This is a genomic window from Bradyrhizobium sp. WBOS08, assembly GCF_024585125.1.
Classification (GTDB): Bacteria; Pseudomonadota; Alphaproteobacteria; order Rhizobiales; family Xanthobacteraceae; genus Bradyrhizobium; species Bradyrhizobium japonicum_B.
The window spans coordinates 4,913,652-4,928,166 of sequence record NZ_CP028988.1 but is presented as its reverse complement, the minus strand read 5'-3'; the positions used below and the strand labels follow the sequence as shown (position 1 = coordinate 4,928,166).

Genomic DNA, 14,515 nt, shown 5'->3' with positions numbered 1-14,515 from the left:
CACCTCTCCCGCTCGCGGGAGAGAGGGCGCACGGTCGTTGTGGCCGCGCTTACGTCTCGAACGTCTGCGCGGCGTGCCACGACAGGCCTTCCAGCGTCGTGGTGCGCGGCTTGTATTCGCAGCCGATCCAGCCGCGATAGCCGATCGCGTCGAGATGGCGGAACAGGAAGGGATAGTTGATCTCTCCGGTGCCCGGCTCGTGCCGGCCGGGATTGTCGGCAAGCTGGATATGGGCGATCTCCGGCAGATATTCCTGCATGGTGCGGGCGAGATCGCCCTCCATGATCTGCATGTGGTAGATGTCGTACTGGAGGAAGAGGTTGTTCGACCGCACCTCCGAGATCAGCTGCATCGCCTGCTCGGTGCCGTTGAGGAAGAAGCCGGGAATGTCGATCGTGTTGATCGGCTCGACCAGCAGCTTGATGTTCTCGCGGGCCAGCGTCGAGGCGGCAAAGCGCAGATTTCCGACCAGCGTCTCGTTCAGCTCGCGCGGATCAGCATCGACAGGCGCGATCCCCACGAGGCAGTTGAGCTGCTCGCAGTCGAGCGCCCTAGCATAGTCGATGGCGCGAAACACGCCGTCACGGAACTCGGCGGTGCGATCGGGCAGGATCGCGATGCCGCGCTCGCCGCTTGCCCAGTTTCCGGCCGGCAGATTATGCAGCACCTGCGTCAGGCCATGGGCTTCGAGCTGCTCGCGCAGCTGCGCCTTGTCGAAATCGTAGGGGAAGAGATATTCGACCCCGGAGAAGCCCGCCGCCTTCGCCGCTGCGAAGCGGTCGAGGAACGGCATCTCGTTGAACAGCATGGTGAGGTTCGCGGCGAATTTCGGCATGATGCTCTTCCTATTCCGCCGGCTGCAGCACGCCGGGCCTGACGGTCCCGACCTCATCGAGCGGCAGGTCCAGCACCTCCTCGAACTCGACGATGTTGTCGATCTCGGTGCCCATGGCGATGTTGGTGACGCGTTCGAGGATGAACTCGACCACCACGGGCACGCGGTGCTTGGCCATCAGTTCGCGCGCGATCGCGAACGCGACCTGTGCGTCCTTCGGATCGGTGACGCGGATCGCCTTGCAGCCGAGGCCTTCGGCGACCGCGACATGGTCGACGCCGTAGACGCCGATCTCGGGCGCGTTGATGTTCTCGAAGGAGAGCTGGACGTGATAGTCCATCTCGAAGCCGCGCTGGGCCTGCCGGATCAGGCCGAGATAGGAATTGTTCACGACGACGTGGATGTAGGGCAAATTGAACTGCGCCCCGACCGCGAGCTCCTCGATCAGGAACTGGAAGTCGTAGTCGCCTGACAGTGCGACGATGTCGCGATCCGGACAGGCCGCGCGCACGCCGAGCGCGGCAGGCAAGGTCCAGCCGAGCGGCCCGGCCTGTCCCGCATTGATCCAGTTGCGCGGGCGATAGACGCCGAGGAATTGCGCGCCGGCGATCTGCGACAGGCCGATCACGGTGACGTAGCAGGTGTCACGACCAAAAGCCTTGGTCATCTCCTCGTAGACGCGCTGCGGCTTGATCGGCACGTTGTCGAAATGACTCTTGCGCAGCATGGTCTTCTTGCGATCGCGGCAGGAAGCGGGCCACGCCTGGCGCTCGCGGAGCCTGCCCGCCCGCCGCCACTCCCTGGCGACGGTGACAAACAGCTCGAGCGCGGCCTTCGCGTCCGAGACGATGCCGAGATCGGGATTGAACACGCGCCCGATCTGCGTCGGCTCGATGTCGACATGTACGAATTTGCGGCCCTTGGTGTAGGTCTCGACCGAGCCGGTGTGGCGATTGGCCCAGCGGTTGCCGATGCCGAGCACGAAGTCGGATTCCAGCATGGTGGCGTTGCCGTAGCGGTGGCTGGTCTGAAGCCCGACCATACCGGCCATCAGCACGTGATCGTCGGGGATCGCGCCCCACCCCATCAACGTCGGCACCACGGGCACGTTAGCGATCTCGGCGAATTCCACCAGCAGGTCCGACGCGTCGGCATTGATGATGCCGCCGCCCGCGACGATCAGCGGCCGTTCGGCGGCGTTGAGCATCTCCAGCGCCTTCTCGACCTGCTTGCGCGTGGCAATGGGCTTGTAGACCGGCAGCGGCTCATAGGTCTCGTCGTCGAATTCGATCTCGGCGAGTTGCACGTCGAGCGGCATGTCGATCAGCACCGGCCCCGGCCTGCCTGAGCGCATCACATGAAACGCCTGGCTGAACACCCGTGGCACCAGCGCCGGCTCGCGCACCGTCACCGCCCATTTGGTCACGGGTTTTGCGATCGACTCGATGTCGACCGCCTGGAAGTCCTCCTTGTAGAGCCGCGCCCGCGGCGCCTGTCCGGTGATGCAGAGGATCGGGATGGAATCGGCAATCGCGGAGTAAAGCCCGGTGATCATGTCGGTGCCCGCCGGCCCCGAGGTTCCGATGCAGACGCCGATATTGCCGGCCTTGGCGCGGGTATAGCCCTCCGCCATATGCGAAGCGCCCTCGACGTGTCGTGCCAGGATATGGTGGATCGAGCCGCGCTTCTTCAGCGCCGAGTACAGCGGATTGATCGCGGCTCCGGGAACTCCGAAGGCGGTCGAGATGCCCTCTCTCTCCAGAATTCGCACGGCTGCATCGACGGCTCGCATCTTCGCCATATCGGACCTCGCTTGGTTCAAGTCAGCGAGCGAGATCATCGGTTGCGCGGAAGCCGATCTCAACGAGATCGATTTTATTTTCCACGATGCGGCAGCCGTGGAAAAAACGCGGCGGGCTCAAACGGTTAGATCGGTAATTCCCTGAAACGTCGCCCTATGAACCGGGCCGACAACACCAACTAACCTTCAAGCGCCCGCGCCACCGCGTCCGGGTCCCGTGCAATCACCGTCAACAACACCTGCGCAGCCTTATCGGGGCGATGCGCGCCCTGCTCCCAATCTCGTACCGTGCCAAGCGGTAGGTGAAAGCGCGCAGCGAATTCTTCCTGCGTCAGATTGAGCTTCTGACGCAGCGCACGCACACTCGGGACACGGCTCGCACGTGCAAGCTGAGCATCGGTGGCAGGCTTCGCGTCAGGGTCCGAAACGGCGGCGCGATGACGCTCCTCTTCGCTCATGGCATCGAAGGCGCGCCAATCCGACTTTGGCGGCTTCTTCGGATCAAGCCTAAGTTTCGTGATGTTTTCTCTTTTCATGCGGCTCTGCTCCTCTCGCGGAGATGATGCGGACGGTCTCGCCTCGCATCGTGTAGGTGACGAAGAGCATCCGGCCATCGACGAGCCCGATCATGTTAACGCGCAACTCGCCGGCGGTATCGAGATCGTCGAACTCGATGGCGAAAGGATCCAGGAACACCTTCGCCGCGGTCTGGAAGTCTATCCCATGCTTCTTTCGGTTAGCGCCTTCCTTTGCGTTGTCCCATTCGAATTCCATGGTACGGCCCCAGCACCAATGTACTGATAATCAGTAGTCAATGCAAGGGGCGGGCAACGGCCCCGGCGCAGTAATCTCGCCAGATCGACCTACTCGAACAGCGGCGCCAGCTCCATCTGCGGCACCAGCACGAGACCCTTGTCGGTGATGCGAATTTCCGGAATGACCGATAGGGGAATCAAATTGAAGCCCATGTAGGGGATGGTGCAGCCGGCCTCCGCCCATTCCTTCTTCAAGACCTTGACCTCTTCGGCCACTTCCGTGACGCGCTTGTCGGATAGGAGTCCCGCGATCGGCAGCGGAACCAGTGCTCTCACCTCGCCGTCGGCAACGACGCAAACGCCGCCCTGCTGCGCCTTGATGGCGGCAATCGCGACCTGCATGTCGGGCTCGTTGGTACCGGCGACGATGATGTTGTGGCTGTCGTGCCCGACGCTGGAGGCGACCGCGCCGCGCTTGAGGCCGAAATCCTTCAGGAGGCCGTGGGCGACATTGCCGGCCGATTTTCCGTGGCGCTCGACCACGGCGACGAAGCACAGGCCGTAGCGGGCAAATAGCGACGGCCAGTCCTTTGCAGGCTCGATCCTAACCTTATCATGGATCAGCGTAATGCCGGGCAGCGCGGTCTTGATGGCGTTGACCGTACACGCCTCTGCCGGGAGTTCCGGCGTCAGCTTAACCTTCTCCGGGAGCTTCACGGTCGCGTAAGCCGCGTCGGGATATCGATAGCGCTGCGACAACGCCTGATCGAGACGTGACGTGATCTTGCCATGCTCGACCACGAGCTCGCCGCCATACCAGGTGCATTGCGGCTTCAGCTGATCATCCATCAGCACGAGATCGGCGCGGCGGCCGCCGCCGAGCCCGCCGATGTCGCCATCCATGCCGAAGCGCGTCGCACCATGCAGCGAGCCCATCGACCAGGCCTGCTCCGGCGACATCCCCGCCTTCACGGCTTCGCGCACCACCCAGTCGAGACCGAACAGCATGAGATCGTCGGCATCGCGGTCGTCGGTGCACACCGCCGTGCGCTTGTGCGAGGCCCCAAGCTCGGTGATGGTCCGGATCGCCTGCGGCAGCGAATGCCAGGGCGTCGTCGGCGGTCCGCCGCGCAGGAATACCCAGACGCCGGCATCGAGCAGATCGTCGGCGATGTCGCGGTCGATCGCCTCATGCGTGTCGGTGACGCCACTCGCAGCATAAGCCGCCACGAATTCGCGCCCGTAGACGTGGCCGGACACCGGACGTCCACGCTTCAGGGCGGTCGCGAGGATCGCGTGGCTGCGCTCGTCGCCCATCGTCACCGGCACGAAGTCCATCTTCTCGCCGAGCGCTACGGCTTCGGGCCAGCGATCGAACAGACCCGCGATCTTGTCCGGCGTGAGATCACCGCCAGCCGTCTCGAGTTCAGCCGATGTCGCAGGAACCGTCGAAGGCACCGTCAAAAAAATCGAGAGCGGCGCCTGGCGCGCGTCCTGCAGCATCGCCTCGACGCCGGCGACGTCCATCACATTGCCGATCTCGTGGCTGTCGCAGAAGATCGTGGTGGTGCCGTTGAGCAGCGCGGCCTCGGCATAGGCGCAGGCCGTCACCATCGAGGATTCGATGTGTATGTGCGGATCGACCAGACCCGGCGCGACGATGCCGCCGGCGGCATCATAGGTCGCGACGCCGCTCCACGCCTTCTTCGCTGTACCGATCGGCCTCACCGCCGCGATGCGGCCGCCGGAGATCCAGACCTCCCGGCCCGGATGGATCCGCTCGGAATAGGTCGAGAGCACCCGCCCGCCCGTGATGACGAGATCGGGCGCAACGCGCTCAGACGCGACGTCGGCCAGGCGGCGCGTCATGCTGTGCAGGGGCGCGACGGTGAAGCGAGTCAGCTTGGTCATGAGGACTTCTCGCATGATTGGACAGCCGAACAATGATCGCCCCCGCAGGCCGGCAAGGGCAATTCAAATAAAGCGGCACCTTACGCACCGGGCACACCTGCCACTGCGAGTTCCGCTAATCCTCGTTCGCCTTGAAGCGGCCGAGCCCTTTCAAGACGAAGGGCGCCAGCAGGGCGATCAACGCCACGGCAAGCAGCGTCGCCGAGATCGGGCTCTGAACCAGCGTCATGGGATCGCCGAGGCTGATCGCGAGCGCGCGGCGCAGCTGGCTTTCGGCGATCGGGCCGAGGATCAGGCCGACCACGACCGGCGCGATCGGGAAATCGAACCGGCGCATCAGGAAGCCGAGCACGCCGAAGCCTGATAGCATCGACAATTCCACCACCGACGGCTTTGCAGCGATAGTGCCCATGGTCGCGAATACGAGGATGCCGGCATAGAGCCAGGGCTGCGGGATCGCGAGCAGCCGCACCCACAGGCCGACCAGCGGCAAGTTGAGCACCAGCAGCATGCAATTGGCAATAAACAGGCTGGCGATCAGGCCCCATACCAGGTCCGGCCGTTCGGCAAACAGCAGCGGCCCCGGGTTGAGGCCGTATTGCTGGAAGCCCGCCAGCATCATCGCGGCCGTCGCCGAGGTCGGCAGGCCCAGCGTCAGCAACGGCACCAGCGTGCCGGCAGCAGAGGCATTGTTGGCGGCTTCCGGCCCCGCGACGCCTTCGATCGCGCCCTTGCCGAACTCTTCGGGATGTTTGGTGAGACGCTTCTCGGTCGAATAGGACAGGAAGGTCGGGATCTCCGCGCCACCCGCGGGCAGCGCGCCGATCGGAAAACCGAACATGGTGCCGCGCAGCCAGGGCTTCCACGAGCGTTTCCAGTCTTCCTTTGTCATCCACAGCGAGCCACGCACCGGCTCCAGCTTCTCCTCGCTGTGATGGCGGCGCGAGGCGACATAGAGCGCCTCGCCCACCGCGAACAGGCCGACCGCAAGCGTCGTCACCTCGACGCCGTCGAGCAGCTCGGGCACGCCGAACGCGAGCCGCGCCTGACCCGTCAGCTTGTCGATGCCGACGAGGCCGAGCGTCAGGCCGATGAACAGGCTGGTCAGCCCGCGGATCGGGGAATCGCCGAAGGTCGCCGACACCGTGACGAAGGCGACGCACATCAGCGCGAAATAGTCCTCGGGGCCGAAGCGCACGGCGAAATCGACCAGCCAGGGGGCGAGGAAGGCAAGACCGATGGTGGCGATGGTTCCGGCCACAAAGGAGCCGATCGCGGAGGTCGCGAGCGCCGGCCCGCCGCGGCCGGCCTTGGCCATCTTGTTGCCTTCGAGCGCGGTCGCCATCGAGGCGCTCTCGCCGGGCGTGTTGATCAGGATCGCGGTCGTCGAGCCGCCATACATGCCGCCGTAATAGATGCCGGCGAACATGATCAGCGAGCCGCCGGGATCGAGCTTGTAGGTGACCGGCAGCAGCAGCGCCACCGTCAGCGCCGGGCCGATGCCGGGCAGCACGCCGACGGCGGTGCCGAGGAACACGCCGATCAGCGCATAGAGCAGGTTCATCGGCTGGACGGCAACCGCCATGCCGTGAGCCAGCGCCGCAAAAGTGTCCATCACAGCAAACGCTCCAGCGGGCCGGCTGGCAGGCTCAGCGTCAACAGCCGGTCGAACGCGAGATAGATGAGCGTCGACATCACCAGCGCGATGATGCTGTCGACGAGGATGGCGCGGCGCCCGAACGCCGCCGATGTCGTCACGAACAGCGCCGAGGTCGCCAGGATGAAGCCGCCGCCAAAGCCGATGATGGCGATCAGCAGCGCCAGACCGATCAGGATCAGAAGCACCGGAACCGGATCGGCGCGTTCGCGCGCGGGCAGATGGCCGCGCAGCGCGTCGATCAAATTGCCGATCGCGAGCAGCCCAAGACCGCTGGCGACCACGACCGGCATCGCCTCCGGCCCCATGCCGTACATCGCGGTGGATGACAGGCCCCGCGCGTCAAGGACCAGCACGGCGGCAAGACCCGCGAGCAGCGCAGCGATGACGACACCGGCGCGATCGACGCGCCGCGGCGGCCGGGCAGGATCGCCCGAGGTCATGATTTGACCAGGCCGACCGACTTCAGAACGTCGGTGACCCGCACGGTTTCCTTCTTCAGGAAGTCGGCGAAGGCATCGCCGCCGAGATAGGCATCATCCCAGCCCTTCTGCTTGAGGATTTCCTTCCAGGCATCCGACTTCACCATCTTCTCGACCGCATCGCTCAAGGTCTTGCGCTGCTCCGGCGTGATGCCGGGAGGCGCGACGACCGAACGCCAATTGGCGATCACGAGGTCGATGCCTTGCTCCCTGAAGGTCGGGATATCGCTGCCCGGGATGCGCTTCTCCGAGGTGACGCCGATCGCGCGCAGCTTGCCGGACTTGATCTGCCCTTCATATTCGCTGAGGCCCGAAATACCCGCGGTGACCTTGCCGCCGAGGATCGCGGCGAGCGACTCGCCGCCGCCGGAGAACGGGATATAGTTGATCTTCTTCGCGTCCGCGCCGACCGCGCCGGCGAACAGTGCCGCCATCACATGGTCGACGCCGCCGGCCGAGCCGCCGGCAAAAGTCACCTTGGCGATGTCGGCCTTCACGGCGGCGGCGAGATCCTGCGCCGTCTTGATCGGCGAGTTCGCGGGCACCACAATCACCTGGATCTCCTCGGTGAGGCGCGCGATCGGCGTCACCTGTTCCAGCGTCACCGGCGACTTGTTCATGGCGAGCGCGCCCACCATGACGAAGCCGTTGACCATCATCTGGTTGCCGTCGCCCTTGGCGCCGTTGACGAACTGGGCGATGCCGACGCTGCCGCCGGCCCCGGGAACGTTGGTGACCTGCACGCTGCGCGCCACACCGGAGGCCACCAGGGCCTGCTGCATCGAGCGCGCGGTCTGGTCCCAACCGCCGCCCGGGGCCGCCGGCGCCATCAGCTTGAGCTCGAGCTGCTGGGCAAGGGATGGCGTCGCTGCCAGAAGGGTCAGCGCGACGGCTGCGCCGGCAAGGCGCGCGGAAAATTGGAACATGAGGACGCTCTCCAGGCTCATGCGGACGTTTGCCGCATTGTGTCGTTTGGTCGCATATCAGCCAAAACGGCCGATGCTGTCCAGCGACAGCGCCCAGATTCCTGCGCTTTAGCGAGGCGTCGGCATCACCCCACCCAGCGCGACGGTCAGCTCGCCGGCGACCTCGCGCACGATCTGGCCCACGTCCGGCAATCTGTCGTCGGTCAGGCGGCTGGTCATGCCGGAGACGGAAATCGCCGCGAGCGGCTCGGCACAGTCGTTGTATACCACCGCAGCAATGCAGCGCAGGCCCATGCAGGCCTCCTCATCGTCGAGCGCAAAACCCTGCCTGCGGATCTTTTCGAGCTCCTTGAACAGATCGCTCGGCCGCACGATCGACTTCTCGGTCAGGCGCGGCATGCCGTGATGGCGGATGACGGCGCCGACATCATCGTCCGAATAGGTCGCAAGCACCGCCTTGCCGACGCCCGATGTCACCATGGGGACACGGCCGCCGACCTGGGTCAGCGAGCGCATGATCTCGCGGCTCTCCATGCGGGTCAGAACGATGATGAATTCGTCGTCGACGACGGCGAGATTGGCGGTCTCGCGCGTGAGATCGCGCAGCCTGCGCAAGTATGGAATCGCCTGCGTCGAGAAATTGCGCCGCCGCGCAAAGCTCGCGCCGACCGTGAAGGCGCGCGAGCCGACGTGCCATTTGGATTCGGCGCGATCGAACTGCACAAAGCGACGGCCTTCCAGCGTCGCGAGCAGGCGATGCACCGTCGAGGCCGACAGGCCGGTGCGGATCGCGAGATCGCTGAGGCGGTAGCCTTCGTCGTCCTCGGCCAGCGTTTCCAGGATGGAGAGCGCGCGGTCGACGGACTGCACGCCGCCGTCGCGGATCTCATGATCGGCGTCCGCAGCCGATTTGGGCTCGAGCGATTTGCGCCGGATCACGTTCTTGTTCATCGCGACCTGCCTCTGCGCGCGATCTCCGTTTCACCTCTCCCCATCGGGGAGAGGTCGATTTGCGCAGCAAATCGGGTGAGGGGCCTCAGGTTACCGATGGCGCGGAACCCCTCACCCGGCGCTCCGCGCCGACCTCTCCCTATGGGAGAGGTTAGGCACTTCCGGCGCGGCGACCAGTCAAGGTCGCCTCACAAGAGAACGCGAAGAAGGCTCAGAGCAGCCCTGCCCCGCGCGCCCATTTGTACTTCGCACCCAACACCTCGACCGGAAGCTCGGTCGAATACGCGTAGGCCGGGATGCCGTTCTGGTAGAGATATTCGGCGGCTTCCTCGACCTCGACGTCGCCGGCGAGCGAGGCGACCATCGGCTTCACGAAGCCCTTGGCCTCCATCTCCTTCTTCACCTCGACCATGTTGCGAGCGAACACCATCGGCGGGGTGACGATGGTGTGCCAATAGCCGAGGATCAGCGAATGGATGCGCTCGTCCGACAGGCCGAGCTTCACGGTGTTCACGTAGGTGATCGGCGGTTCGCCGCCGGTGATATCCACGGGATTTCCGGCAGCTCCAAACGGCGGGATGAACTTGCGGAAAGCCGCATCCAGATCCGGCGGCATCGACATCAGCGACAGTCCGTTGTCGACGCAGGAATCCGACAGCAGCACGCCCGAGCCGCCGGCACCGGTGATGATCAGGACGTTCTCGCCCTTCGGCGTCGGCAGCACCGGAACGCCCCGAGCGAATTCGAGCAATTGCCGCAAGCTGCGGGCCCGGATCACGCCCGATTGTGCCAGAACGTCCTCGTAGATCTTGTCGTTGCCGGCGAGCGCGCCGGTGTGCGAGGACGCCGCCTTCGCGCCCGCCGAGGTGCGGCCGGCCTTGAGCACGACGACCGGCTTCTTCTTGGAGACGCGCTTTGCAGCCTCCGCAAAGGCACGGCCGTCCTTGAGGTCTTCGCAGTGCTGCGCGATCAGGTTCGTGTTCGGATCCTGCTCGAAGAAGGCGAGCAGATCGTCCTCGTCGATATCGGACTTGTTGCCGAGGCCGACGATGGCCGAAACCCCCATTTTCGCCGAACGCGAGAAGCCGATGATGGCCATGCCGATGCCGCCCGACTGCGACGACAGCGCGGCGTGGCCCTTGACGTCGTAAGCCGTGCAGAAGGTCGCGCAGAGATTGGCCGGCGTATAATAGAAGCCGTAGATGTTCGGCCCCATCAGGCGGATGTCGTACTTCTTGCCGACCTCGACGATCTCGGCCTGCAGCTCCGGCGCGCCGGCTTCGGCAAAGCCCGACGGAATCAAAACCGCGCCGGGGATTTTCTTCTCGCCGCATTCGGTCAGCGCCGCCGCTACGAACTTGGCGGGGATCGCGAACACCGCGACGTCGATCACGCCTGGCACGTCCTTGACGCTCTTGTACGCCTTGTAGCCGAGGATCTCGGCGGCCTTGGGATGGATCGGGTAGATGTCGCCCTTGTAGCCGCCGTTGATGAGGTTCTTCATCACGGAATTGCCGATCTTGCCGTCCTCGGCGGAGGCGCCGACCACGGCGACCGCCTTGGGCTGCATGATGCGGTTCATCGCCGCGACGATCTCCTCGGTCGGGCGGGGCTTCGGCTTCGGCACATAGGCGAAGTCGACGACGATGCGCACGTCGGCGGCGGTGGCGCCCTTCGGCGTCGCGAACACCGGATTGAGGTCGAGCTCGACGATCTCGGGGAAATCGGTGACGAGCTGCGAGACCTTGACGATGATTTCGGCGAGCGCCGAGCGGTTCACCGGCTCCCCGCCGCGCACGCCCTTCAGGATCTCATGCGCCTGGATGCCGTCGAGCATCGACAGCGCGTCTTCCTTGGTCGCCGGCGCGAGGCGGAAGGTGATGTCCTTGAGCACCTCGACCAGCACGCCGCCGAGGCCGAAGGCCACCAGCTTGCCGAACGAGCCGTCGGTGATCGAACCGACGATGACCTCGGTGCCGCCGGCCAGCATCTGCTGCACCTGGACGCCTTCGATCTTGGCATCGGCCTTGTACTTCTTGGCGTTGGACAGAATGGTCTCGTAGGCCTTCTCGGCCTCGTCCGCCGTCTTCAGGCCGACGATGACGCCGCCGGCTTCGGTCTTGTGGAGAATGTCCGGCGAGACGATCTTCATCACCACCGGGAAGCCCATCGAAGAGGCCATCTTGCCGGCTTCGCCCGCCGACTTCGCCACGCCTTCCTTCGGCACCGGAATGCCGTAGGCGTCGCAGACCAGCTTGCCTTCCGGGGCCGTCAGGCTGGTGCGGTTGTCCGCCTTGACCTGGTCAAGCACCTTGCGGACGGCATCTTTGGAATTGGACATGTGGCTTCTCCCTTGACCTCAGTTCGTTCTTTTCAAAGCGCGCGCGTGGTTGCGGCTGCCCGTGATGCTTGCCATTCGCCGCGCTCTGTTCCATGTCGCGGGCCGGAGCGGCATCAAGCCTGAGATTACTCCACCGCCCTGGATCAAAAATGGCTGGCGATGGCATTTGGTATGCCAGAAGCCAACTTGTCAAGCTGCTGCATCACTTAGAACGCCGCAAAAAATCGCCGCCTTGACATTCTGGCATGTGGTATGCCAAAAACTTTCCTGTCAATATTCCTGTAAAAGACGACTCCCCACTGGAGGAGATTCGTCGTGTCACTACGGAAACCAACCAAGGCGTTGCCGAACATGGCCGAGGCAGACATCGCAATCGTTCGTATTGCCCCGGAGAGCAGCTTCAAGAACAAGGCGTACGACGCCTTGAAGGAAGCCATCCTCAAGATGGACATCTACTCGACGCCGGAGCCGGTGATGCTCGACGAGCGCGCGCTGTCCGAACGCCTGGGCGTCAGCCGCACGCCGATCCGGGAAGCGATCGCGATGCTCGAGCAGGACGGTTTTGTGAAGACGGTGCCACGGCGCGGCATCATGGTGGTGCGAAGGACCAAGAGCGAGATCGTCGACATGATCCGCGCCTGGGCGGCGCTGGAGAGCATGGCGGCGCGCCTCATCACCACCACCGCGCGCAAGAAGGACATCACCGCGCTACGCGACTTCTTCAAGGATTTCGGCAAGGATCGCCTGCCCGAGGACCATGTCGAGGAATATTCGCGCGCCAACATCGCCTTCCACCAGGCGCTGATCTCGCTGTCGGAATCGCCGGTGCTGGTCGATCTCACCAACGACCTGCTGCTGCACGTGCGCGGCTATCGCCAATTGACGATCGGACGCAAGGACCGCACCGCGACCTCGCTGCCCGAGCATCTTGCAATGATCGAAGCGCTGGAAGCCCGCGACACCGAGCTCGCCGAGAAGCGCGCCCGGGATCACACTCTCGGCCTTGCTGCTTACGTCGAAGCGCACGGCCAGGAATTGTTCACGTAGCCGTTCATTTGCCACCATTCACCAGAAGGGCGAACAACTCGCCCCACCACTTGAGACCAGGGAGACAAGGCCCATGCTGAATACCGCGACCAAGTCCGAGGCACCGGGCACCGAGCAGGAGCTGACGGATGGCTTCCATCTCGTCATCGACGCGCTCAAGCTGAACGGCATCAACACCATCTATAATGTGCCGGGCATCCCGATCACGGATTTGGGCCGCATGGCGCAGGCCGCCGGTATTCGCGTGATCTCCTTCCGCCACGAGCAGAACGCCGGCTATGCCGCGGGCATCGCCGGCTATCTCACCAAGAAACCCGGCGTCTGCCTCACCGTCTCGGCGCCCGGCTTCCTCAACGGTCTCACCGCGCTCGCGCACGCCACCACCAATTGCTACCCGATGATCCTGGTCTCGGGCTCCTCCGAGCGCGAGATCGTCGATCTCCAGCAGGGCGATTACGAGGAGATGGACCAGCTCGCGATCGCAAAGCCGCTGTGCAAGGCGGCCTATCGCGTGCTGCACGCCCAGGACATCGGCATCGGTTTCGCCCGCGCCATCCGCGCCGCGGTCTCGGGCCGTCCGGGCGGCGTCTATCTCGACCTGCCGGCAAAGCTGTTCGGCCAGGTGATGAACGCCGAGGCCGGCCGGAAATCGCTGGTCAAGGTGATCGATGCCGCGCCCGCGCAGATCCCCTCGCCCGCTTCGGTGAAGCGCGCGCTCGACGTGCTCAAGAGCGCCAAGCGTCCGCTCATCATCCTCGGCAAGGGCGCGGCCTACGCCCAGGCCGACGAGGAGATCAAGAGCTTCGTCGAGAAGAGCGGCGTGCCGTTCCTCCCCATGAGCATGGCCAAGGGCCTGCTCCCCGACACCCATCCGCAATGCGCGGGCGCGGCCCGCTCGACCGTGCTGAAGGATTCCGACGTCGTCATGCTGATCGGCGCGCGGCTGAACTGGCTGCTGTCGCACGGCAAGGGCAAGAGCTGGGGCGAAGCGCCGAAGAAGTTCATCCAGGTCGACATCGAACCGAAGGAGATGGACTCCAACGTCGAGATCGTCGCGCCCGTGGTCGGCGACATCGGCTCGGTCGTCTCCGCCTTCAACCAGGCGATGGCAACGGGCTGGACCGCCCCGCCCGCCGAATGGACCAAGGCGATCTCGTCCAAGCGCGAAGAGAACGTCGCCAAGATGGCGCCGAAGCTGATGAACAACAAATCGCCGATGGACTATCACGGCGCGCTCGGCGTCTTAAAGAACGTCATCAAGGACTATCCCGAGGCGATCCTCGTCAACGAAGGCGCCAACACGCTCGACCTCGCCCGCGGCGTCATCGACATGTACCGCCCGCGCAAGCGTCTCGACGTCGGCACCTGGGGCGTGATGGGCATCGGCATGGGCCAGGCGATCGCGGCCGCGCTCGAGACCGGCCACCCCGTGCTGGCGGTGGAAGGCGACTCGGCCTTCGGCTTCTCCGGCATGGAGGTCGAGACCATCTGCCGCTACAATCTGCCGATCTGCGTCGTCATCTTCAACAATGACGGCATCTATCGCGGCACCGACGTCAACGGCGCGAATTCCGATCCGGCGACCACCGTGTTCGTCAAGGGCGCGCGCTACGACAAGATGATGGAGGCCTTCGGCGGCGTCGGCGTGAATGCGACCTCGCCCGACGAGCTGAAGCGCGCCGTGAACGACGCGATGAAGTCCGGTAAGCCGACGCTCATCAACGCGGTGATCGATCCGGCCGCAGGCTCGGAGAGCGGCCGCATCGGCAACCTCAATCCGCAGAGCGTTCTGCAGAAGAAGAAGTAAGT

Annotated in this window: 12 protein-coding genes; 2 read left to right on the top strand and 10 right to left on the bottom strand. The window is 64.7% G+C overall.

Annotated elements, in window-relative coordinates; genetic code table 11:
• Positions 1-49: 49 nt before the first annotated feature.
• The 10 genes from hyi to DCM80_RS23000 form a co-directional block, all read right to left on the bottom strand.
• Positions 50-835 carry a hydroxypyruvate isomerase gene (gene hyi, locus DCM80_RS23045; RefSeq protein WP_257193834.1) on the bottom strand — a complete coding sequence of 262 codons (786 nt, stop codon included), beginning with the start codon at positions 833-835 and terminating at the stop codon, positions 50-52.
• A gap of 10 nt (positions 836-845) precedes the next feature.
• Complete coding sequence (gcl, locus tag DCM80_RS23040) at positions 846-2,636, bottom strand: glyoxylate carboligase (protein WP_257193833.1); 1,791 nt, start codon at positions 2,634-2,636, stop codon at positions 846-848.
• Positions 2,637-2,815: 179 nt separating this feature from the next.
• Positions 2,816-3,172, bottom strand: coding sequence for a DNA-binding transcriptional regulator (locus tag DCM80_RS23035; RefSeq protein WP_257193832.1), 357 nt, complete (start codon positions 3,170-3,172; stop codon positions 2,816-2,818).
• Positions 3,144-3,410: a BrnT family toxin gene (locus tag DCM80_RS23030; protein WP_257193831.1), complete on the bottom strand. Its 267-nt coding sequence runs from the start codon at positions 3,408-3,410 to the stop codon at positions 3,144-3,146. The genes DCM80_RS23035 and DCM80_RS23030 overlap by 29 nt, the downstream gene beginning before the upstream one ends.
• An 89-nt stretch (positions 3,411-3,499) precedes the next feature.
• The gene (locus DCM80_RS23025) at positions 3,500-5,302 is read right to left on the bottom strand and encodes an adenine deaminase (RefSeq protein ID WP_257193830.1); all 1,803 of its coding nucleotides are present in this window, start codon (positions 5,300-5,302) and stop codon (positions 3,500-3,502) included.
• 115 nt (positions 5,303-5,417) lie between these two features.
• Entirely contained in the window at positions 5,418-6,917 is a 1,500-nt protein-coding gene (locus tag DCM80_RS23020; protein ID WP_257180887.1) for a tripartite tricarboxylate transporter permease, read from the bottom strand.
• The gene (locus DCM80_RS23015; RefSeq protein ID WP_257193829.1) at positions 6,917-7,402 is read right to left on the bottom strand and encodes a tripartite tricarboxylate transporter TctB family protein; all 486 of its coding nucleotides are present in this window, start codon (positions 7,400-7,402) and stop codon (positions 6,917-6,919) included. The genes DCM80_RS23020 and DCM80_RS23015 overlap by 1 nt, the downstream gene beginning before the upstream one ends.
• Positions 7,399-8,367, bottom strand: a complete 969-nt coding sequence (locus tag DCM80_RS23010; protein WP_257193827.1) for a tripartite tricarboxylate transporter substrate binding protein — start codon at positions 8,365-8,367, stop codon at positions 7,399-7,401. The genes DCM80_RS23015 and DCM80_RS23010 overlap by 4 nt, the downstream gene beginning before the upstream one ends.
• 108 nt (positions 8,368-8,475) lie before the next feature.
• Positions 8,476-9,318, bottom strand: coding sequence for an IclR family transcriptional regulator (locus DCM80_RS23005; protein WP_257193826.1), 843 nt, complete (start codon positions 9,316-9,318; stop codon positions 8,476-8,478).
• Between the two features lie 211 nt (positions 9,319-9,529).
• Positions 9,530-11,659 (bottom strand): acetate--CoA ligase family protein, encoded by a 2,130-nt coding sequence (locus DCM80_RS23000; protein WP_257193825.1) that lies wholly within the window; start codon positions 11,657-11,659, stop codon positions 9,530-9,532.
• Positions 11,660-12,010: 351 nt separating this feature from the next.
• Between DCM80_RS23000 and DCM80_RS22995 the strand changes: the two genes are divergently transcribed.
• Both DCM80_RS22995 and oxc read left to right on the top strand, forming a co-directional pair.
• Positions 12,011-12,706, top strand: a complete 696-nt coding sequence (locus tag DCM80_RS22995) for a GntR family transcriptional regulator (RefSeq protein WP_167380903.1) — start codon at positions 12,011-12,013, stop codon at positions 12,704-12,706.
• Positions 12,707-12,779: 73 nt separating this feature from the next.
• Positions 12,780-14,513, top strand: coding sequence for an oxalyl-CoA decarboxylase (gene oxc / locus DCM80_RS22990; RefSeq protein ID WP_257177582.1), 1,734 nt, complete (start codon positions 12,780-12,782; stop codon positions 14,511-14,513).
• Positions 14,514-14,515 lie beyond the last annotated feature (2 nt).